The organism is Roseofilum sp., from assembly GCF_982964205.1.
In genome coordinates this window covers 1-20,472 of the sequence record NZ_CEZBFX010000088.1, presented here as the reverse complement: position 1 = coordinate 20,472, position 20,472 = coordinate 1, and the positions used below count along the sequence as shown (strand labels likewise).

19 protein-coding genes, 1 tRNA gene and 1 pseudogene are annotated in these 20,472 nt (G+C 45.0%); 12 read left to right on the top strand and 9 right to left on the bottom strand.

The annotated features are described in order from the left end of the window. The 3 genes from AC3A14_RS18215 to AC3A14_RS18205 form a co-directional block, all read left to right on the top strand. The coding region (locus AC3A14_RS18215; protein WP_318731662.1) for a DUF3011 domain-containing protein at nt 1-549 on the top strand (549 nt) is incomplete at its 5' end. A 15-nt stretch (nt 550-564) separates the two neighbouring features. Continuing rightward, nucleotides 565-1,251, top strand: a complete 687-nt coding sequence (gene surE, locus AC3A14_RS18210) for a 5'/3'-nucleotidase SurE (RefSeq protein WP_318731663.1) — start codon at nt 565-567, stop codon at nt 1,249-1,251. 160 nt (nt 1,252-1,411) lie between these two features. Continuing rightward, nucleotides 1,412-1,612 carry a hypothetical protein gene (locus AC3A14_RS18205; RefSeq protein ID WP_318700612.1) on the top strand — a complete coding sequence of 67 codons (201 nt, stop codon included), beginning with the start codon at nt 1,412-1,414 and terminating at the stop codon, nt 1,610-1,612. Here the strand turns inward: AC3A14_RS18205 and AC3A14_RS18200 are convergent. Continuing rightward, the gene (locus AC3A14_RS18200; RefSeq protein WP_318731664.1) at nt 1,602-3,575 is read right to left on the bottom strand and encodes a serine/threonine-protein kinase; all 1,974 of its coding nucleotides are present in this window, start codon (nt 3,573-3,575) and stop codon (nt 1,602-1,604) included. The two genes, AC3A14_RS18205 and AC3A14_RS18200, sit on opposite strands and share 11 nt — an antisense overlap. Nucleotides 3,576-3,818: 243 nt before the next feature. Between AC3A14_RS18200 and gvpA the strand changes: the two genes are divergently transcribed. The 4 genes from gvpA (at nt 3,819) to AC3A14_RS18180 (ending at nt 6,708) form a co-directional block, all read left to right on the top strand. Further along, on the top strand, nt 3,819-4,037 hold the full coding sequence (gvpA, locus tag AC3A14_RS18195) for a gas vesicle structural protein GvpA (RefSeq protein WP_271944488.1): 219 nt from the start codon (nt 3,819-3,821) through the stop codon (nt 4,035-4,037). Between the two features lie 131 nt (nt 4,038-4,168). Next, complete coding sequence (locus tag AC3A14_RS18190; RefSeq protein ID WP_318731665.1) at nt 4,169-5,191, top strand: hypothetical protein; 1,023 nt, start codon at nt 4,169-4,171, stop codon at nt 5,189-5,191. A gap of 11 nt (nt 5,192-5,202) precedes the next feature. Continuing rightward, the gene (gvpN, locus tag AC3A14_RS18185; protein ID WP_318731666.1) at nt 5,203-6,327 is read left to right on the top strand and encodes a gas vesicle protein GvpN; all 1,125 of its coding nucleotides are present in this window, start codon (nt 5,203-5,205) and stop codon (nt 6,325-6,327) included. Nucleotides 6,328-6,369: 42 nt separating this feature from the next. Continuing rightward, nucleotides 6,370-6,708: a gas vesicle protein gene (locus AC3A14_RS18180; RefSeq protein WP_318731667.1), complete on the top strand. Its 339-nt coding sequence runs from the start codon at nt 6,370-6,372 to the stop codon at nt 6,706-6,708. Nucleotides 6,709-6,721: 13 nt separating this feature from the next. Here the strand turns inward: AC3A14_RS18180 and AC3A14_RS18175 are convergent, their stop codons facing one another. From AC3A14_RS18175 to AC3A14_RS18145, 7 genes and pseudogenes are all read right to left on the bottom strand, one after another. Beyond that, nucleotides 6,722-6,877, bottom strand: a complete 156-nt coding sequence (locus AC3A14_RS18175; RefSeq protein ID WP_318731668.1) for a hypothetical protein — start codon at nt 6,875-6,877, stop codon at nt 6,722-6,724. 133 nt (nt 6,878-7,010) lie between these two features. Then, nucleotides 7,011-9,467 (bottom strand): hybrid sensor histidine kinase/response regulator, encoded by a 2,457-nt coding sequence (locus AC3A14_RS18170; protein ID WP_318731669.1) that lies wholly within the window; start codon nt 9,465-9,467, stop codon nt 7,011-7,013. Continuing rightward, nucleotides 9,464-12,160: an ATP-binding protein gene (locus AC3A14_RS18165; RefSeq protein WP_318731670.1), complete on the bottom strand. Its 2,697-nt coding sequence runs from the start codon at nt 12,158-12,160 to the stop codon at nt 9,464-9,466. Before AC3A14_RS18165 ends, AC3A14_RS18170 begins: the two co-directional genes overlap by 4 nt. Nucleotides 12,161-12,263: 103 nt before the next feature. Beyond that, on the bottom strand, nt 12,264-13,718 hold the full coding sequence (locus AC3A14_RS18160) for an ABC transporter substrate-binding protein (protein WP_318731671.1): 1,455 nt from the start codon (nt 13,716-13,718) through the stop codon (nt 12,264-12,266). 197 nt (nt 13,719-13,915) lie between these two features. After that, nucleotides 13,916-14,185: pseudogene (locus AC3A14_RS18155) on the bottom strand (response regulator); the annotation flags it as partial. A gap of 25 nt (nt 14,186-14,210) precedes the next feature. Continuing rightward, entirely contained in the window at nt 14,211-14,402 is a 192-nt protein-coding gene (locus AC3A14_RS18150) for a hypothetical protein (RefSeq protein WP_318731673.1), read from the bottom strand. A gap of 411 nt (nt 14,403-14,813) precedes the next feature. Next, entirely contained in the window at nt 14,814-15,686 is an 873-nt protein-coding gene (locus AC3A14_RS18145) for an esterase-like activity of phytase family protein (RefSeq protein WP_318731674.1), read from the bottom strand. 209 nt (nt 15,687-15,895) lie between these two features. On the opposite strand from AC3A14_RS18145, the gene AC3A14_RS18140 reads away from it, so the two are divergent. From AC3A14_RS18140 to AC3A14_RS18130, 3 genes are read left to right on the top strand one after another with little or no spacing between them, the layout of a single operon-like run. Further along, a complete protein-coding gene (locus tag AC3A14_RS18140; RefSeq protein WP_318731675.1) occupies nt 15,896-16,066 on the top strand; it encodes a hypothetical protein in 171 nt (56 codons plus the stop codon). A gap of 2 nt (nt 16,067-16,068) precedes the next feature. Further along, the gene (locus AC3A14_RS18135) at nt 16,069-17,214 is read left to right on the top strand and encodes an AbrB family transcriptional regulator (protein ID WP_318731676.1); all 1,146 of its coding nucleotides are present in this window, start codon (nt 16,069-16,071) and stop codon (nt 17,212-17,214) included. Nucleotides 17,215-17,263: 49 nt separating this feature from the next. Further along, nucleotides 17,264-17,776: a hypothetical protein gene (locus AC3A14_RS18130; protein ID WP_318700626.1), complete on the top strand. Its 513-nt coding sequence runs from the start codon at nt 17,264-17,266 to the stop codon at nt 17,774-17,776. Between the two features lie 93 nt (nt 17,777-17,869). Here the strand turns inward: AC3A14_RS18130 and AC3A14_RS18125 are convergent. Beyond that, nucleotides 17,870-17,942 (bottom strand) — tRNA-Met (locus AC3A14_RS18125). Nucleotides 17,943-18,158: 216 nt separating this feature from the next. Here AC3A14_RS18125 and AC3A14_RS18120 point away from each other — a divergent pair. Then, nucleotides 18,159-18,845, top strand: coding sequence for a hypothetical protein (locus AC3A14_RS18120; protein WP_318731677.1), 687 nt, complete (start codon nt 18,159-18,161; stop codon nt 18,843-18,845). Then, nucleotides 18,846-20,261 (top strand): hemolysin family protein, encoded by a 1,416-nt coding sequence (locus AC3A14_RS18115; RefSeq protein WP_318734429.1) that lies wholly within the window; start codon nt 18,846-18,848, stop codon nt 20,259-20,261. Nucleotides 20,262-20,472 lie beyond the last annotated feature (211 nt).

Sequence of the window (20,472 nt, the reverse complement as noted above, 5' to 3'; positions counted from 1 at the left end):
ATGCGTCGAGTTCTCCAATCTTGTCTTACAGCGGCTTTATCCTCTAGTGTGATGGTAGGCATAAGCGCCATCAACGTGCAACCCGCCACTGCCCAAAGACCCTCTCAATCTGTACGCTGTGAAAGTCACGATGCTCAACCGGCTAACTGCCCCGTCGATACTCGTAATGGTATAACCTTAGTGGAGCAATATTCCACAGCCTCTTGCATCGGAAATTGGGGGTTTGGGAATGGATTTGTTTGGGTAAGAAATGGGTGTCGAGCGCGGTTTGAAACCAATTATGCTCAAAATCCGGGGGGTGGCGGTTTTTTTGGTCCTCCAGGGGTGGATTATAACGATCCGGTGCGTCGAGGTTCCCGCGAACGAGTGACAGTTACTTCGGGCATTTACAATAATCAGGGCGATCGCATCCGCACCGTTTATCGGGGCGAACCGATCATCGTTAACTGGAGAAATACTTTTTACTACGGTCGCCAAGAATATGTCCGAGTTCGCACTCAAGACGACTTGGTGGGCTGGATGACTATCGGTGGCAATTATAGACAATAACTGATAATTTGACTAATGATAATTTTAACCAATGATGATGGGATTGATGCTCCTGGTATTCGTGCCCTCCATGATGCTGTTGAGGGTGAGGGGATTATCGTTGCTCCCACAGTACAATATTCTGGGTGTAGCCATCAAACGACAACCTATAAACCCCTGAAGATGGAAGAGAGATCGCCAACTGAATATGCTGTCCAGGGCGCTCCTGCTGATTGTACCCGCTTGGCGATCGCCCAATTGCAACCCCAATTGAATCAGGAGATTGATTGGGTTCTCTCTGGGGTGAATGCTGGGGGAAATATGGGGGTGGATGTGTATATGTCTGGAACCGTTGCTGCGGTGCGGGAAGCCGCTTTTCATGGAATTCCTGGTATTGCCATTTCCCACTGGATCAAGCGCCCTTTAGAAATTGACTGGGAACAAACGACGCAATGGACAGCCCATATTTTATCTAAGCTGTTTTCCCATCCTCTGGAGCCAGGATGTTTCTGGAATGTGAATATTCCCCATCTTGAAACTGGTTCTCCAGAACCAGAAATGGTATTTTGTCCCTTGAGTAAGAAACCGTTACCGCTCCAGTATCGAATCAACGAGGATGAGTATCTGTACTGTGGAAATTACGATCGACGCGATCGCACTCCAGGCACGGATGTAGATGTCTGTTTTTCCGGTAAAATTTCTGTGACTCAAGTGCGAATCTGAGATCCCACTCTCTCTTCAAGATTACTTTTGGAGAGGGCGATCGCTTGAATTGAACAATATTTCTGAATTCTGAAGAGAATATCTAAGGAAAAAAACGCATCTTCCGGATCGGGGTAATTGTGCCCGTAAAGAGAGTATAGAAGCTTTCTGATGGCATCTAATGCAAACTCTGCTCTCTTTACTGGTTTCCCCCCTGTTCTTGGTGAATACGATCGCCATGACTCCACTCTCTTCCTCGGAAGTATCCACTCTATCGGTTGATACCTCCGAGTCTACAGAAATCCTCTATGGATATAGATACAACCGTCGAGGAGGTGAAACTCCGAGAGGGGGTACAGGAAGACGGCGGATTATGGCGTAACCTCTCCAGAAGAAGGTAATTGATCCAATTGATATGTCGCATCTTCATAGCACCCGACTCTGCCCATACTCGAACAGAGTTGGGCAGTTTTTTGTAGATCTGAAATCGCCTTATCCGTTTGCGTTCGCTTCACGTAAGCTAATCCTCGGTCATAATAGGCGAGGGCAAAATCGGACTTGTGTTCGATCGCTCTAGTAAAATCAGAAATTGCCCCTTGAGTATCCCCTAAATCTAACCGCGTTAATCCCCGATTATGATAGGGAACTGGATCGTCCGGATCGAGGCGAATGGCAATATTATAATCCTCGATCGCCCCCTGAAAATCTTGTTGTTTCCGCCGGGCTAACCCTCGATTTTGATAGGCTAAACCATCTGTCGGTTCTAGATTGATAGCCTGGGTACAATCGGAGATCGCCCGCTCCTGATCTCCCACATTTGACCAAGATAAACAGCGATTCAAATAGGCTGCGCTCAAAGTTGGCTCCAGTTCCAGGGCTTCAGTGTAGTCCAGAATAGCCCCTTTATCATCTCCTAAATCCGATAATACGCTACCCCGATTCACATAAGCCGGGACAAAACTCGGATCGAGGGCAAGGACTTCAGTATAATCAGCCTTAGCTCCTTGGCGATCGCCCAATTCAAATCGGATATTGCCCCGCTGATAATAGGACTCAGTTAGGTTACTCGAGAGCAAAATTGCCTGGGTAAAGTCCTCCAAAGCTGCCTCAAGATTATCTCGATCCTGATAAATCAAAGCACGTTGGTAATAAGCCTCTCCCTTTTTTGGCTGTTTGGCGATCGCCTGACTATAGGACTTTAGTGCCTCATCTAGATTCCCCTCTTGAGCATACTTTTGAGCCTCCTTCAGACTATTGCGACTCAACCCTGATAAAGAAAAACGACTCGATCCCAAGGCGATCCCCAGCAAAATCAAACTGCCTAAGACCACACTTAAGGGTAATAAATAACGCTTTGCTTGGAACGGATTCAGGGGAGTCACGGAGGTTACCTCCTCATAATCAATTTTGGGTTCCTGGGGTTGTCCTTGGGGAACCAATGGAGGGGTTTCAGAGCGCACTAAAGGCGCACTCACTTTACCCGGTTGCAAATTAGCTAAATCCTCTAAGATACTGGTGGCTAATTGATAGCGTTCTTTTGTATCCGGAGCTACCATTTTATTCAGAATAGAGATCAAGTCTAGATTCGCTTTAACCCTATCCTGCCAATCTTGGGTTGCTTTACTCCTCAATGTCGACAATTCTAAAATACTTTGACCGCTGAGTAATTGAATCCCAATTATGCCTAACGAATAGAGATCGCTATTAAAATGGGCTTGTCCTTGGTCTTGTTCTGGGGACACATAAACCACTGAACCATTTCTTTGAGCTTTCAACAGTTGTTGTTGAGAGCGCATCACTTGAGTACCAATCTCCTTAAAAATACCAAATCCCGTTAGCACCATGCGATCGTCTGATTTACGGCGAATTAAATTTGACGGTTTAATGGAGCGATGAATCAATCCACGACTATGGACAAAAGATAAGATTTGTAACACTTCTTCGAGCAAGCCGATCGCTTGGGCTTCTGTCCATTGGGGCTGAGATTCCAATTGATCGCGCAAAGAAGTACCAACAATAAACTCTTCCACGAGATAAAAACTTTGGCTCTCTTCAAAATAATCGAGCAGTTTAGGGATTTGGGGATGAGTACCAAGACTTTTGAGGGCTTCTGCCTTCTTATTAAGTAAAATTAAACTGAATTCTAAGGTTTTGGGATTATTACCAGGAAGCTTTAATTGCTTGACGACACATCGAGGATGTCCTGGAAGATGGGTATCGCCAACCAGGTGAGTTTGACCAAGCTGGTTGGAGCCAAGGGTTTTAATAAATTGATATCGTTGGTTAAGCAGCCGTTCCATGGAGCTTGTTTCTTGGTTTGCTGGGGTCGGAGGATGTGAGTTCATTCTGACATATAGCGCTTCGCACTATAGCAATTTGTAGGAGGGAAAAGGCACTCTAGCAATACAAATAATGAATTTAAGTAAAGTGTAGGAGAATTTTCACAGATATTCCTCCATTGTCGGATAAAATAAATAACTATTGAGCCTAATTCAGGTCATTGGTGATCCATCAAGAACACTTTTACCTAAGCGGTATAAGCTTGGCTCTCGGAACCATCGCCCAATTCAAATAGGGGAAGATTAATTATGGCTGTTGAAAAAGTAAACTCTTCATCGAGTCTCGGAGAAGTAGTCGATCGCATCCTTGATAAAGGGATTGTCGTTGATGCTTGGGTTCGGGTCTCGTTAGTGGGAATTGAACTGCTGGCCATTGAAGCTCGGGTGGTTATTGCTTCGGTTGAAACTTACCTCAAATATGCTGAAGCAGTGGGTCTAACGGCTCAAGCTGCTGTCCCAGCCGTTTAAAGTTCGGGATTAAACTGGCTTTCAAGAGGTATGTCTACCCTTAGAGGAAATAGAAACGGGTTTCTATTTCCTCTGAGTTTTAGAATGGCGGTCTGATAACGAAGCTCTCTAGGGGAGGGGATCAAAAGACTATGGCGCTTAAAGATGAGTGGCGATCGCAAAGAGAACAACGCCAAACTGAAGCACGCTGGCGAAAGGAGGCAGTGCAAACTCAGATTAAGACCCTAAATGACCAGCGTCAAGCAGCAACGGTACAACTCCAAAACCAACTGCGGCAATTTCGGACAACATTGGCCCAGGCTGAAGCTGATCGACGTTTCCAAGGGCAACAGCAACAGATTGCCTTGCAAACCTACACCCAGAATTTGCAGGACTGGATCGAAGACTTTTTGGAAACTTGCACCACAGAACGGTCCCTGATGAGCGATCGGATCGCCACCACCCTCCAAGAGACCCTGGAGCGTTTGCAAACCGAAACCCGAAACTTGTTGCAGACAGCTCGTCAGAGTCGTCAACAGCGCTACGGAGACCTTCAGGAAGATCTCGCTGAGTTTATCGAAGATCTTCATCTGCAAATGGACAGCTATCGCCAACACCTCGAGCAAAAGCGTCAGGAGCGGATAGCTGAGATTCAGACCCGCAAAACAGAGGTGAAAAAAACTCTACAGGAGAATCGTCAACAACAGCAGGAGAGCTACCAAGTCCTGCAAGGGGAACTCGATCGGTTTATCCAGAGCTTACAAGCGTATCGCCAAAATCTCTACCAAGCGGTTTGGGGTGATACACCGGTGGCAGTGCCAGCACAAGCTGTTAAACCTAAACCCATTTTTAGATCCAAGCGATCGATTTCGATCGCCAAAGGAGCAGTGCCTAAGCCAGCCGTCTCTCTTCCCCAACCGATTCCGATCGCTCCTTCGCTCACTCCTCCCCCAACCCCAGAACAGGTACTGCAAAAAGCGGATAAAAAAAATGTAAACTATCTTTCTACGGAAGAAGAACAAGTTTATAATTTCTTACGCAAGACTCCCGCATCGCGATTAACAGCGATCGAAGAAGCCCTAGGGATTAACCGTGTACAAGCAGTCGATACTTTGAGATCGCTGATCAAAAAAGGCATGGTGACTCAGCGCGATCGCCTGTACTCCGTACTCTAACGTAACTCCCTATGCCTACTTTACTCAATGCCCGTTCTAAGGGCTTTGTCAATACGCCCACTATTGAGCGACTGACAAACCGCGCTCTGCGCTATCTCCAGTCTGGGTTTTCTGTGCATTTGCGCGGCCCCGCAGGAACAGGAAAAACGACTCTCGCCTTGCACTTAGCAGATTTATTGAGTCGCCCTATTATGCTTATTTTTGGGGATGATGAACTCAAAACCTCCGATCTGATTGGCAACCAATCCGGGTATACCCGTAAAAAAGTGGTTGATAACTATATCCACAGTGTCATAAAACTCGAAGATGAGCTGCGGAAAAATTGGGTAGATTCTCGGTTGACGCTAGCTGCTAAAGAAGGATTTACCCTAGTTTACGATGAGTTTAATCGCTCCCGTCCAGAGGTCAATAATGTACTGTTATCGACCTTAGAAGAAAAATTGCTGGTTCTGCCTCCGAATAACAGTCGCTCCGAATATATTCGGGTTCATCCCCAATTTCGCGCCATTTTTACCAGTAACCCGGAAGAATACTGTGGGGTTCATGCCACCCAAGATGCGCTTTTAGACCGTCTGGTAACCTTGAATATGCCCGATCCCGAAGCCGAAACCCAGACGGCTATTTTAGTGGAAAAAATTGGCATTATCCAGGAAGAAGCCCAAACCATCGTCAATATTGTGATGGAATTTCAGCAGAAAACGGGAACTCAGAAAACAATGGGTTTGCGATCGGGATTGATGATCGCTAAGATTTGTCACGAACATCAAATTGCGATCGCCATCAACCAAGAACCCTTTCAGGAAGTCTGTGAAGATATCCTCCTCTCCCGTACCGACTTAGACCTTTCCGCCGCTTACTTGGTTTTGAAAAACCTTTTTGAGCCTCAAAACGCTCTCCCCCCTTCTCCCACTCCTGCGTCTGCTGCTCCCGAAGCACCTCAACCAGCACAAAAAGTTTACACCTTCTTACACCAAAGCCAAGGAGCAAAATTATCAGATATCGAAAGTGCAGTAGGATTGAATCGAGTAGAAACCGTCAACATTTTGCGCCATTTAATGGAACAAGGCAAAATTCGACTCAATGAAGAGCGCAAATATATTGCTCAATCATTCATCGAAGGAAAGGGCAAAACCTAGTTTTCCCTATTCCCTATTCCCTATTCCCCATCCCCCATTCCCGTGCCTGCCAACTCCCGTCCCCTAACCTCAAGCCAAAGTTCAACCCTCGCTGATGTCCTCGAAAGAGTGCTAGACAAAGGGGTTGTCATTGCTGGTGATATCTCTGTTTCCGTCGGTTCAACGGAATTACTCAATGTTCGCATTCGCCTCTTAATTTCTTCTGTTGATAAAGCCAAAGAAATTGGTATTAACTGGTGGGAGAGCGACCCTTATTTAAGCAGTCAGCACAAACAACTGCAAGAAACCAATGAACGGTTACTAGAGCGCATTGAACAACTTGAAACCCAACTCAAAGCCTTGAAGGGAACGCCTGAAGTTGAACCTGAGATTCAAGAATGATATCACAGTCGTTCTAAATATTGGTTGTCGCCAATTCTTGGGCAATAGGTTCTTCGGGTTGGGATTGACAACCGGGTAGAACAAAAGTGAAGATGAAGAAGAATAATATTCCTTGCAAAAATACAAAACCGGGTTTCGCGATCGCTTTATCAGGATAGCTTTTAAGCATAAATACTCATATTTTTTGTTTTCGTCATAATTAAATTCTAACAAAATAGGGAATAGGGAATAGAAACTGTCCTAACTCTCCATTTCTATGCTATAGCAGCTATCTCAAAAACTGGGGTAAAGTTACAATACCTCTAAATTGCATCTTGTGATAAATATTGTTGCAATAAAGTCTCAATTTCTTCTATTTTAAACTCTTCAGCAAGCTCAAGAAGAGGGGCAGCAAATTCTTGATAGGAGCTATCCAACTTTTCAAGTCGATCGCAGATACTGAATAGATCGGCTTTGAGAGCAAGATCGATTAATATTTTGAGGTCTTCGGGGGTAGGAATAAGTATATCTCCCGTTTGTACCCCTTTTTGGTTTCTTGACAATATTTCTGATTTTTCTTGCTCGTTGTAAAGCAATTCTAAATTTAGACATTCCGAGAGTACTGCCAAGAGATCCTGAGCATCGACAGGTTTGGCTAAGAAGCGATCGCCACCTTCATCAAGAGCTTTTTGTTGGTCGGCTGGGGTGACAGATGCAGAGGAGACAACGATCTTATAATGCCATAAGTCCTCGGCAGCCCGAATGCGTTTGAGCAATTCAAAGCCATCCATTACAGGCATGACAAGGTCAGTAATTAATAAATCGGGTTGCTCTTCCCGCAGGAGTTTTAACCCTTCTTCTCCATTTTCTGCCTCAAGGGTTTCAAATCCTAGAGGTTCGAGGAGGTTGGAGACCACAGCTCGATTTTCCCAACGGTCATCGACAATCAGGATAGTCCGACGTTCTCCTGCATAGCCGATAATGCGATCGCGCCAGCGATGTTCAGCATTATCACACCAGTGATGTCCAGCATTATTGCTCTTGTGAATTTCCCTCTGTTTTTGTGCCCAATCCTCTACTCTGGGAACATCAATAACAAAAGAGAATTCACTCCCTTGGCCCAGTTGGCTTTTCACTTCAATGCTTCCCCCCATCAGATTGACAATACGCTGAGAGATGGCGAGTCCGAGTCCAGTGCCTTCTGATTGTTTTTGGCGATCGCCGACTTGTTCAAATTCTTCAAACAATTTAGCCAGATCCCCTTCGGTGATACCGACTCCAGTATCCATGACCTGAAAGAAAAGCTTGGTATCTGTCTCGGATTGTTGTAATACATCAATTCGCAGGGTGACAGTACCCGAATCGGTAAACTTAATGGCATTACCGAGCAAATTAATTAAGACTTGACGCAGACGCTTTTGATCAATAGCAACGCCATCTGGTAAGCGGCTGCTGGATTGATAGATAAAATCAAGACCTTTTTGTTCAGCCTTAATTTTGCACATTTCCACAACGTTTTGGAGTAAAGCAGGAAAATGGACGGGAACCGGCAATATTTCCAGTTTTCGAGCTTCGATTTTGGCCAGATCGAGAATATCATTAATTAAAGTTAGCAAATGATAACCAGATTGATAAATAACATCCACCTGCTTTTTTTCTCTCGGGGGTAAAACACGAGATCGCTCTAAGATTTGGGCATAGCCAAGAATACCGTTGAGGGGAGTTCGCAATTCGTGGCTCATGTTAGCAATAAAAGCACTTTTGGCTTGATTGGCAACTTCTGCTTTTTCTTTTGCCGCTTGCAATTCAAATTCTAAGACTTTGCGCTGTTCGATCTCCCGTGTGAGAGTTTGATTCCAACAGAAAATAACGATAACACCTGTCGTTCCTCCCAGGGCTACAAAAATCAACCATTTAGGAATAGTTTCCTTGACTAATTCTTTGCCTCCATACCAATTATTATAAGACTCATAATAAATAGATTGTCGATCTTCTTTCCATTGCTTGAGATAACCATCAATCGTTTCACGAAGATCGGCATATTTATTTTCTGGAGTAGCAAACGTCGAGCGAGTTGGATGAAAAACGATAGCAGTTCTTTCAATGCGATACTTTTCTTCTTCAAGATATCCGAACGTGCTATTAATAACTCCAGCATCTACTTCTCCACTTTCTACTAATTCTAAAACTGTTGGTGCTTCTGCTACATCAATTACTTCAGGTTGAATCCCAAAATCACGAGTCATTGCCTTGAAATTACGATTGTGGATACTTCCTGAAACTGCGGCAACTCGCTTTCGGTCTAAATCAGGTAAAATTTTTATATCGCTATTCGGTGCGACATAAACCGTCCCCCACTTAACGGCTACAGGTTCATTAACAAAATCAAAAATCTGGTCTCGTTTTTCTGAATAAGAAATAGAGGCCAGTAAGTTAATCTCCTCATTCTCTAGCTTTTTGAGTAAGATTTTCCAGTCTTCATGTATATATTCAATGTCCCATTTCTCTCGTCTGGCAATTTCTTCTAATAAATCGACAAATAATCCTTTCGGTACTCCACTCTCATCCAAAAAAACACCAGGAGGGTTATCTGTGAACCCGACCTTTATGGTTTGTCTTGCTTTGGCAATCCCCATGAAAAACATACTAGATAAACCAAAGACTATAATTAAAAGAATGCGAATTCGAGAAAACATGAGAGTGCCAACATGGTTTTGTTTATGCATAAATTTTAACATCAATGTAGATAAAGATTCTGGTGCATATTTTCTGATGTTCATTCTTTTTGTTGATCTAGGTATTCTTTTAATAAAGTCTCAACTTCTTCTATTTTAAACTCTTTGGTAAGTTCAAGAAGAGGGGCAGCAAACTCTTTATAGCAGCTATCCAACCTTTCCAGTCGATCGCAGATGCTGAATAGATCTGCGTTGAGAGCGAGATCGATTAATACATTGAGGTCTTCAGGAGGAGGAATAGATATATCTCCTCTTTCTGCCCCTCGTCTGCTGCTTTTTGGTGAAAACTTTGATTCTTCTTGCTCTTCGTATAGCCATTCTAAATGCAAACATTCCGAGAGTACAGCAAAGAGATCCTTCACATTGATGGGTTTGGCTAAGAAGCGATCGCCACCCCCATCCAGGGCCTTTTGTTCGTCAGCTTGGGTAACAGATGCCGAAGAAACAACAATCTTGTAGTGCTGCAAGTCCTCCGTAGTGCGAATGTGTTTGAGCAACTTAAAACCATCCATCACAGACATGGCCAGGTCAGTAATTAATAAATCTGGTTGTTGCTCCCGCAGCATTTTCAACCCTTCTTCTCCATTTTCTGCCTCAAGGGTTGTGAATCCGAGGGGGTTGAGGAGGTTGGAAAGAACAGCTCGATTCTCCCAATGGTCATCGATAATCAGGATGGTACGGTGTTCTCCTTGATAGCCAATAATGCGAGAGTTGCTTTTAATCCTTCGGTGTGGTTGTACCCAATCATCAACTAAGGGAAGATCGAGGGTGAAGGAAAATTCACTGCCTTGACCGAGTTCACTTTTGACTTTGATTTGTCCTCCCATGAGATGGACAATGCGTTGAGAAATGGCTAGTCCCAGTCCAGTTCCTTCCGCTTGTTTCTGGACATTGCCGATCTGCTCGAAAGCTTCAAACAGTTTCGTCCTATCTTCTAGGGCGATCCCTACCCCTGTATCCCTTACTTGAACCAGTAGATTGGCCTTGGTTTCGGACAACTCCACCACATCCACCAATAGCCTCACTGAACCGCGCTCAGTAAATTTGATGGCATTCCCAAGCAGATTAAGCAAGACTTGTCGCAGTCGCTTGTCGTCGATGGATACGCTCTCTGGGAGACGGGAACTGGTTTGATAGATAAATTCAAGTCCTTTCAGTTCAGCGCGAATCTGGCACATCTGTGCCAGGTTTTGTAAAAAGGAGGGCAGATGAAGAGGTTTGGGGACGAACTCCAGTTTGCGAGCTTCAATTTTAGAGAGGTCTAAAACATCATTAATCAGACTGAGCAAATGAGTACCACACTGATGAATGATATTCACGCCATCCCGTTGTTCTTGCGTCGGGAGTTCGGTGTAGGACAAAATTTGAGTGTAGCCAAGAATACCATTTAGAGGAGTGCGAAGTTCGTGGCTCATGTTGGCGAGGAATTCGCTCTTAGCGTGATTGGCTGAATCGGCTTCTTCTTTGGCCACTTGCAATTCCAAGGTTCGCTCTCGCACCCGTTGTTCAAGGTTATCAATGGAAGAACGCAGTTGTGCAGTCATAGTATTGAACGTGCGAGCTAATTCGCCAATTTCATTGTCCGATACAATATCGGCATGAGCGTTTAAATTTCCATCGGTGATTTGCCGAGCGATTGCCGTCAATCGTCGAATGGGAGACGAAATCACATTGGCCATACCAAATCCTATCCCAATAGCGGCAAGGGTCGTTCCCAAAGCGAGAATGAGGTTATTGCGGGTTTGAGTGTTTATGGGTTGGAGGAAAACGGATTTTGGGCGCAAATAAGCAACTTTCCAAGGTTGGATTTGGCTCAGTGCGATCGCTCCGGCATATTCTATGTTCTTCTCTTGGGAAAGAATGGTCGTGAAGTAGGGGCGATCGGGGTTAAAATTGGTAGCAAATTCGTCAAATTGTGTCAGTTGAGTTGCGAGATCGGTAGGTAGGGATGGGGGCAAGCGATACATTACCTGTAGCTCCTGAAGGGTTTCCGATTCAGGAGGGGCGAGAAATTGAAAGCGCAGTTCTTGAGGCAAGCCACCATCATCACGATAGCCTTGGGCCAAGCGCAAATTGTGGTCATCAAGTAAGAGAGCAAAGGAAAGAGAACCAGCTAAATTCTCATGTTCAAGTATGAGATGTTGGAGTTTAGCTGCGCTGTACTGACTGCGTAGGACACCCATTACTTCTCCCGTTTGGCGATCGCGGATAGACTGGCTGAAATAGAGGTAAGGTTGGCCGTCAACCTCAGAAAATTCAATGTTGGAAACAATAGGTTCTCCCGTTTCGAGGGCAATTTGGAAATAATCGCGATCGGACTCATCTTGTCCGATCTGAAGGGAGTAAGTATCGAGGAGGTTCTGGCCATTAGTATCGAGCAGAGCATAGGAAACTAAAAAGACTTTATCTTTCGCCATCAAGATATTTAGGCTGTTAAGAGCTTGCTCTTTCAGGATAGAATTTGGTGTACTCAAATAAGTAGCAAAAGTTTCTTGTTGCGCCTCTATGGCAATAGCCGTTAAATTAGTGCGTATCAACACATCAAGAGTTACTACGGTTTGGGACGCGGCTGTATCCAGGGATCGATTGGCCGATTCAATCAAGTCTGTCCGCATGGTGTGGTAATTCCACCAAGCAAAGCCTGCAAGGGGAGTTAGAGCAATGAAGCAAAACACGCCTAACAATTGATGGCGCAAGCTGTAGTGATTAAAGAAACGTTCGAGAGAGATAGCTTTCATGGTTTTCAATTACGGTGCTACGCCTTAGAGAGTCGGGAATCGGAAGTCAGAAATTGAGTTTTCCCCATTACCCACTCATCAATTCCCAGCGTGAAGCGCTATTTTAAAGGGCTTCTGTGGCTCGAGCGGCAGCTTCTGCCATATGGTGCAGGGTCGTTTTAATGTTCTGTTGGTCGGTCATTAGTTTTCCGAGTTCTACCGGAAAACAATCAAAACCGAGATCAATCCAATTGGGGAGGTGGGGTTCCGTTCCCATTCGATTTTCAATGGCATCCAGGGTAACATCAAAATAATTAGTCACCTGGGGGTTAGCTCCAAACCCAAGTTGCAATCGAGGATCGCTGTAGGTGCTGCGGCGAACGCTGTTGGTTTGACTCAGAATCGCCGTGCGGGTAATGACATCAGGACTGGTGAGCCATTGCAGAAACACCCATGCTGCATCTTGGTTTTTGCTATAACGAGAGAGTGCCAAGCTACTCCCTCCTTGATGACTAATACCCGGAACTTCGCCAAAGCCGCATTCACTGGCAGCACGTAGGGCAATTTCTTGGGGACAAGGAGCTACTGCCACTCTTCCCGATATTGGGGAGCCAGATGATCCTTGAAACCATGGAAAAAATTCCCCCCAAGAGATCATGATAGCAGCGCGACCTTGACGAAAGGCTTCTGCTTCCCCATACCAATCCCAGGTTGTTGCTGCGGGAGGAGCATAGGGTCGTTGAGCGAGCATATATTCAATTCCGGCGATCGCTCGATCGTCGTTAATGGCTGGAGTTCCATCTGCATAATAAATTGACCCGCCATGGGCCCACAACCAAGCTGTCATACTACAATGCAAGCTGTAATGCCCGACTTTCCACTGTCCTAGCGTTCCATAGATATGAGGGGCTTTGGCTTCGCTAATCACTTTGATCGTCGCCAAGTAGTCTATCATTGTCGTCGACACAGATAACCCCAATTCCTCAAAAACATCCGGGCGGTAGAACATGATAAATATGGGGATGTCGTAGGGAATTGCGGCCAACTGTCCTTGATAGGACGCAACATTAGCCACCAAAGACCGGAAAAAATCCTCAAAATCATAGTTGGGATATCGCAGGTCACTATTTTCCAGCAATTCTTTGGGATTGATCCCAATATTGACAAAACGACCGATCCAAGCCTGATCCCAATACATGATGTCGTAGGTTCCCGCTTCTCTAGCTATGTCTTGCTCGATTCGTCCCAGAACGCGATCGAGGGGTAATATATCCCATTGCACTTCAATTCCCGTTAGGGGAGTAAATTCATCTTGCATCAATTCCCAAGCTGCTTTTGTAGCAGGGACATCTTCTATAATTAATCGCAGAGTTGTGCCAGAAAAGGTTTTTCCGACATCTTTGAGAAAGTGATAGGCATCGGTTCCGATAACACCTGCCGATGCCAAACCGCGCGTCTCTTCGAGGGATAATTGAAGGGGAGAAGATGGAGACAAACGGCGGCAGGCTTTCAATGCAGAAGTAGCACTCCATCCCAACGCGGCTGATGTTCCCCAGCGCAAGACATCACGTCTTTTCATAGTTTAATCTCTTGTATCATTTTTTATGTTCTAGGAAGAGGAGTATGGGGGGCTTTCGAGTTTACAGAGAATTAACCCTTAATTCCCCAAACTGACGATCGCGCCAAAACATCGCACTGACCTGGCTTTAAGGGTTTTAGGATATCTCTGTTGAATCGGACTGAATATTATACAAAGGAAGAGAAATCCTCATTGATAGTATCGGAAAGTGCAGTAATAAAAATAACAGGAATATGTTGGGTTTGGGGATCTGCTTTGAGACGGCGACAGGTTTCAAAACCATCGATACCAGGCATTTGGATATCAAGAAGAATTAAATCGGGCTGATAGTGTTGCAAGCGTTTAAGAGCGCGATCGCCATCAATGGCTGTGGCAACAGTATATCCCGCATTGTGTAAGGTTTCACTAATGACTTTTAGATTGGCGGGGGTATCATCAACCGCTAAAATTTGTCCTTTATTTGACATAACTATTCTCTTGGTTAACGTTCTCTCAGTCTAAATACTGTTGTAAAAACTCCTCAATTGCTTCTATTTTAAACTCTTCGGCAAGTGCGAGGATAGGAAGAGCGAACTCTTGATAGCGGCTATCCCACGTTCCAATTTTATGGCAGATTTCATTGGTATCTGCCTGGCGAACAATCATCAGCAAGGCTTTGAGGTCTTTGACTGGAGGAACAAGCATATCATCCCCTTGTGTTCTTTCCTCGTTTTCGTCTGATTGAGTTTCTTCTCTTTCTTCATCAAGCCATTGTAAATCCAGACACTCCGAGATTATGGCAAAGAGAATGTTGGCATTAACGGGTTTGGCTAAGAAGCGATCGCCGCCCCGATCAAGCGCGTTCTATTGATCTACTTCATAGGAATGCTAAACATCTCTTCCTTGGCGATAGCCGTTATCCAACTTTCCAAAAAGAGATACTTAGCATTGACAGGTTTGGTGAAGAAGCAATGACTTTAAATATACTAATTCATTACTTAGGGAATTAACAGGACTTAGGAGTAAGGTAGTTGGGTTGACATAAGCAACTCCGCCTAATTTCATATCGCCTTGTTTGTCTGTGCCAAAAGAATTGGCTGTTTCGGCAATGTAGACCTATTCTGCCATTGGTTGTAGGGTTTGGGTATTAATCACCAACAAGCGCATCATTTGAGAGGCTCGTCCAATCTCTTTGGTGGGAAAATCTAAAGGACTTTGGAGAGCGACAAATAGGCGATCGCCGTTTAAATTAAGATCGAGACCCTCAAACCCTCGATTTAGTCTGCGATGGGTGTAAATTACTGGTAATACTTGCCGCACATCAGTAGCGGCATTTAGGGATACCCCTTCAGGAACTAAGCGTCTCACCATCGTTCCATTGGCGGCGATATGGGCTACACTGGGGCTGTATTCATCGCAGAGCCAAAATGTACCATCTGGAGACCGCGTAATCCCTTCCGTATCCAATCCATTGGGATTTAAATTTAACCGGACTTGGGCGCTAAAATCATAAGGCACTTCATCATTACTGTTATTTGGCAATCCGGTAATTGGCTCTCCATATTGGTTGCGGATGGGAATTGCATCCAGGAATTCCAGCCGTCCATTATTGCTGGAAAGTTTGTAGATTACTGGGGTATAATCAGGAACGGGAAACGTGCGGCGCTTTTCGTTGCCAACAGTGATGCGATCGTTGGGGCCGCGATCTGCGATCGCATAAAATATATTATCTGGATCATTCGGTGAATGATCTAATCCTGAAAAGAGTCCACCGATGCGAATACCGCGATCATCCTGTACTTGATTGGCAATGGCGTTATTTTGTACCGTTTTTAAGCTGATAGGAGGTAAGCGGAATATCTCCCCAAGTACCACTGTCCGCTGTGCAATCCAATTTCCCATACTCGGTTGATGCTTCAGAACTGCAATCCCAGTAACGAGGACCTTACCCATCAAACCACTCAAGACTAATCGGTGAACTCTCTTCATAACCTTTATCTGCGATCGTCTAACGAAAAAACAGCATTATTATTCCCGATCGAGTTTAAGGAAGTGTTAAGATACAGCGCAAAACGCTGTTATGAGGAACAGTGTTAAATCCTCACAGCTATGCACAAAAGCCTATTCCCTAGCGCAAAGCGCTATATCATTGATAAATTGAGTGTCAAGACTAAAAAAATAGCAGAAACTACTGTATCTTGATCTCGAACCAATATGGCAATCCAAAGACGTTACAAATAGAGAGTGAAGAAAGATTAGAACGGGTGATTAACGAATTGGCCCAACCCCAACAGGGCAAACTAGAACCCTTTGCTCCAGTAGTTATCAATATCTTACGAAATTTGGTACAAGGAAAGAGACTAGAGTAATTGTGATTAACCTCAATGATATGGTCGATGTTCCCGAACCCAATCAGCCAGAACAGCTCTCCTCAGGGGAAATACTTCAGGATAAGCTCAAAAATAGCTTATCTTATATCGGTTTAGTGGCGATCGCCTCTCTTACCGCTATCCTGTTGACCCAACTTCATATCCCCGTATCCTGGCTCGTTGGCCCCATGATTTTTGGTCTCATATATTCCCTTTTCAAAGGAGAAGCACAACCGCTCCCCCCGATTTTTTCCATTCTCGGTCAAGCCATTATTGCCCTGACAACAGCTACCCGTTTCTCCTTTGATACTCTGATTTTAGCGAAAGAATATGCCCTGCCTCTGCTCGGCTGTATAACCATTACAGGGATATTGAGTATATTGAATGGTTATCTTCTCAGTCGTTGGGCTGGAATAGACAAAGCAACGAGTTTGTTAGGATGCATTCCGGGAGCAGGACCGACTTTAGTTGCCCTCAGTGAAGATTTAGGAGGAGATGCGATCGCCGTTGCCTTTCTGCAATACCTGCGCATTCTCATGGTATCTGTGATTGTACCATCTCTTGTCACCTTCTCGTCTGGCAAAACGATCGGTCAACCCGTGATTCTGCCGGAGATATCTACCCCATCAGCAACCCTTCCTCCGATCCTCAACCTTGGTATTTTAGCCCTCTGTGGCATTCTCGGTCTTCTCATAGGAAGGAGGATAAAATTGCCAGCCGCCGTCTTTCTTGGCCCCTTTTTCCTGGGCTTAATCACCTTCTGGATACTTCCCTATCCCCTGCATGTTCCCGATCCCATTTTTGCCGCCAGTTTGTTGCTCTTCGGATTATCCATCGGTCTCAAATTCGATCGCCAAGTTGCCCAAACTCTGGTGAAATCAGTTGTGATTCAATTGGGATTAGTGACGATCTTAATTGCCGTTTGTTTAGGCATTGGCTATGAATTTCATCAATTGACCCATATCGACACCTTAACCGCTATTTTAGGCACAACCCCAGGAGGTATTAGTGCAATAACCGCCACGGTAATCGAAATTGGCGGCAATGTGGGCTTAGTGGTGGCGATGCAAATGACCCGCATGTTCCTGATTTTATTATTGAGTCCTTGGTTAGCGGCCTCCTTATTATCTGCTAAACCAGGGATTTAACTGCTGACGATCGGCTATGATTGTCTAAAAATCGTGAGGAGGAGTAAACATGCTAACTCGACTCAAAACTCTCAGTTGCCTTGGTCTCCTGGCTTCCCTTGGGGTATTTACCCTAGCGTCTAAAGCTAATGCCCAGTTTAATGCCGATCCGAATCCGGTACTACCCAATCAAGCCGTAGTCTACCAATCGATTCCCGAACTCTTTGATGCGGCTTACTATAGCAATGGCGGAGATTACTTTTATCAGCGATCGTTTGTTGGTCAAGTCCAAAACTTTTTAGGCCTACCGCGATTCTCCGAGCATAATACTCGCCGGAGTGCCCAATTGGTTCATATCCTCTACAAAAATATTTCCCAAGTGCAAAATACCAGTACGCCTATTGTTCGCACTCAAGATTTATATAACCCCTTCGATCAAAACTTAGTGGTTTCTCCCAGTGTGTCCATAGAATCCAATCCGATTCCTCCTGCTCCCACTCCCTTTGTCCCTTTTTCTGCTCCTCCCGTAGCTCCCTTACCTCCTGCTCCACCGCCTCCTGCTCCCGAACCTCAGCTTTTCTAACTTTACAAGGTGCAGTCATTCTCTAGGGGATCTAGGATCAATCAACAAAGAAACCCGACTCTAAACTCTTCGTGAGTTAAGGTCGGGTTTCGCTGCGCCCTACTGGAATCGAACCAGTCTGAAGGCGAATTATGAGTTCGCTGCCTCCCCAATCGGCCAAGGGCGCTAGAGATTGATAGACTCAGAGTAAACTTAGGGAGTGAACGTATTTCTGGTGTCAACCTCAATCTTATGCATTATCTTAGCACAAGGTTGGAGGAACGAGGAAATGAGGGAATGGGCAGAAGTCTGTGTTACTTGACCCAAGTTAGCTTACACTAATCGGATGATTAGTATCCTGACTGAATAGACTAAATACAAAGAACAACCTAGGTAGACAAAGATGAGATTAAATTCCACAGTTGCGCTAACGTTAATTTTATTGTCAATGATGTTTGGTGCGGGGATTATTAGTGCGGCACTAGGTTTTAATATTGGTCGCGAAGCACTCAAGGGAATTACTCAACCGGACTCTAGCCCCACCAGCACTATGGTGAATCGTCAACCGGGAACGACGGGTAAAACTTCAGTCCCGATTTTGAAGGAAGAGGAGATCTTAAAACGGGTGGATACTTATATTGAAGGTGAAGAGGCAAATGAGTCACAAGAACAGAGTTTCCAACCGACTCCAGACTCTTCTCAGCAGGCGATCGCCGAATCCAAGGGACCTACCCTCAGCTTACCCGGTTTTCCGATCGCCGCTCAAGATCGAGGCGTTACCCTAGAAATCTCGGCTGCCTATCAACAACAGGAAAATTTAGAACTGGACGTGAAAATTCGTAATGATAGTCCCCAGATGGTGCGCTTCCTTTATAGTCTCTTGAATATTACAGACAATCGGGGGCGCTCCTTAACTGCAACCACCTCGGGTTTACCATCCCAAGTTCCCCCCAATCAGGAAGAGTTTTCCGGTAAAGTGAGTGTACCCGTGGCTCTATTGGCAGATGCTCAACACTTGTCTATGAAGCTCACCAACTATCCCGATGAAGAGTTAAATCTTCACGTTTCTGGTATTCCAGTCGTTCGCTAAATGGACACAGAGATTCCGTTGACTCCATTTATGGGAATACCCCTTCATCTGGCTGCATTAACCTTTGCCGATGGTTCCATCCGACTCTTATCCGTTTTCTTATTAATTGCGATTAATGCCTTTTTTGTAACGGCTGAGTTTTCCATTGTCTCCGTGAGGCGATCGCGAATTCAACAATTGGTTTCTACTGGTGATGTCCCTGCCCAAACGGTACAGAAGCTACACACTAATCTAGAGCGTCTCCTCTCAACCACCCAATTGGGTATTACCCTATCCAGTTTAGCCCTAGGATGGATAGGGGAAAATACGATGGCAACAATTTTGCAAGAGGCGCTCTCGAATTCTCCCCTATCTCCGTCTCTCCGACAAAGCTTAACCCATTCCCTCTCTATTCCCTTAGCGTTTATTATCATTGCTTACTTGCAGATCGTGTTAGGGGAATTATGCCCGAAATCGGTTGCCCTATTATATTCAGAGCAATTGGCTAGGGTTTTAGGTCCGCCCAGTTGGGCGATCGCCCGCTTTTTTAATCCCTTTATTTGCATACTCAACCGCTCTACCCGGTTTCTCTTGGGTTTGGTGGGTGTTCGCTACTCTGCCCAAACCTGGCACACCCGCGTCACCCCAGAAGAGCTACAACTCATTATCAGTACGTCTACTGAGTCCATTGGTTTACACGCTTCTGAGCGGGAACTGCTCAATAATGTCTTTGAATTTGGGGAAGTGGTGGCTGAAAATGTCATGATTCCCCGCACCAGCATTGAGAGTATTTCCTATGATGCTACGTTTCAAGATTTACTTGATGAAGTGGCAAAAACAGGACATTCTCGCTATCCCGTAATGGCAGATTCCCTAGATGATATTCGGGGAATTGTTAACTTTAAACAATTAGCTGGCCCTTTAGCAAAGGGAGATTTATCCCCAGAAACGGCGATTCAAGTCTGGGTACGTCCGGCACGATTTGTGCAAGAAAATACCCCAGTGTTAGAATTGTTGCGATTGATGCAGCGATCGCACCAAGCGATGGTCATTGTTGTTGATGAGTTTGGGGGTACAGCCGGATTAATTACCATCCAGGATATTGTCGCCGAAATTATCGGCGATACAGAAGAACCAGATAACGGTCAAGAACCTCCCATCCAACAGCTCGATGAACAAACCTATCTGGTGCAAGCCCAATTAGATATTGAAGAAGCCAACGATATGCTGAATTTGGATTTACCCCTTGATGATGATTATCAAACCTTAGGGGGATTTGTGATTGCCCAACTGCAAAAAATCCCGAATGTGGGGGAAGTCCTCAATTATGAGAATCTAGAGTTTACCGTCATTAAAGCAGAAGGGCCGCGCTTAGACCAAATTCGCATCCGTCGTGATGAGCAGTTGCTTAACCCTCCTTCCCCCTTAGAAGAATAATAGAGGAATTTCGTGCCTGCTGAACAAATCCCCCGAGCTTACAGCGCTTCGCGCTGTTATGAGGTACAATAACAACAATGAGCAAACCCTATTCTTAAATGTTTAGGATTAATTAACTCAAGGGCTACAGCCAGAAGAGTATCAATCATAAAGGGGGTAGTCGGAGCAAAAGCTAGAATAAAAGACTTTAGTTGTGACCCCCACATTTCAA

What these genes read in the sequence shown, in the direction of transcription:
- surE (WP_318731663.1), top strand. Translation starts at nt 565, where the DNA reads ATGATAATTTTAACCAATGATGATGGGATTGATGCTCCTGGTATTCGT.
- AC3A14_RS18205 (WP_318700612.1), top strand. Translation starts at nt 1,412, where the DNA reads ATGCAAACTCTGCTCTCTTTACTGGTTTCCCCCCTGTTCTTGGTGAAT.
- AC3A14_RS18200 (WP_318731664.1), bottom strand. Translation starts at nt 3,575, where the DNA reads ATGAACTCACATCCTCCGACCCCAGCAAACCAAGAAACAAGCTCCATG.
- gvpA (WP_271944488.1), top strand. Translation starts at nt 3,819, where the DNA reads ATGGCTGTTGAAAAAGTAAACTCTTCATCGAGTCTCGGAGAAGTAGTC.
- AC3A14_RS18190 (WP_318731665.1), top strand. Translation starts at nt 4,169, where the DNA reads ATGGCGCTTAAAGATGAGTGGCGATCGCAAAGAGAACAACGCCAAACT.
- gvpN (WP_318731666.1), top strand. Translation starts at nt 5,203, where the DNA reads ATGCCTACTTTACTCAATGCCCGTTCTAAGGGCTTTGTCAATACGCCC.
- AC3A14_RS18175 (WP_318731668.1), bottom strand. Translation starts at nt 6,877, where the DNA reads ATGCTTAAAAGCTATCCTGATAAAGCGATCGCGAAACCCGGTTTTGTA.
- AC3A14_RS18170 (WP_318731669.1), bottom strand. Translation starts at nt 9,467, where the DNA reads ATGAACATCAGAAAATATGCACCAGAATCTTTATCTACATTGATGTTA.
- AC3A14_RS18165 (WP_318731670.1), bottom strand. Translation starts at nt 12,160, where the DNA reads ATGAAAGCTATCTCTCTCGAACGTTTCTTTAATCACTACAGCTTGCGC.
- AC3A14_RS18160 (WP_318731671.1), bottom strand. Translation starts at nt 13,718, where the DNA reads ATGAAAAGACGTGATGTCTTGCGCTGGGGAACATCAGCCGCGTTGGGA.
- AC3A14_RS18150 (WP_318731673.1), bottom strand. Translation starts at nt 14,402, where the DNA reads ATGCTTGTTCCTCCAGTCAAAGACCTCAAAGCCTTGCTGATGATTGTT.
- AC3A14_RS18145 (WP_318731674.1), bottom strand. Translation starts at nt 15,686, where the DNA reads ATGAAGAGAGTTCACCGATTAGTCTTGAGTGGTTTGATGGGTAAGGTC.
- AC3A14_RS18130 (WP_318700626.1), top strand. Translation starts at nt 17,264, where the DNA reads ATGCTAACTCGACTCAAAACTCTCAGTTGCCTTGGTCTCCTGGCTTCC.
- AC3A14_RS18120 (WP_318731677.1), top strand. Translation starts at nt 18,159, where the DNA reads ATGAGATTAAATTCCACAGTTGCGCTAACGTTAATTTTATTGTCAATG.
- AC3A14_RS18115 (WP_318734429.1), top strand. Translation starts at nt 18,846, where the DNA reads ATGGACACAGAGATTCCGTTGACTCCATTTATGGGAATACCCCTTCAT.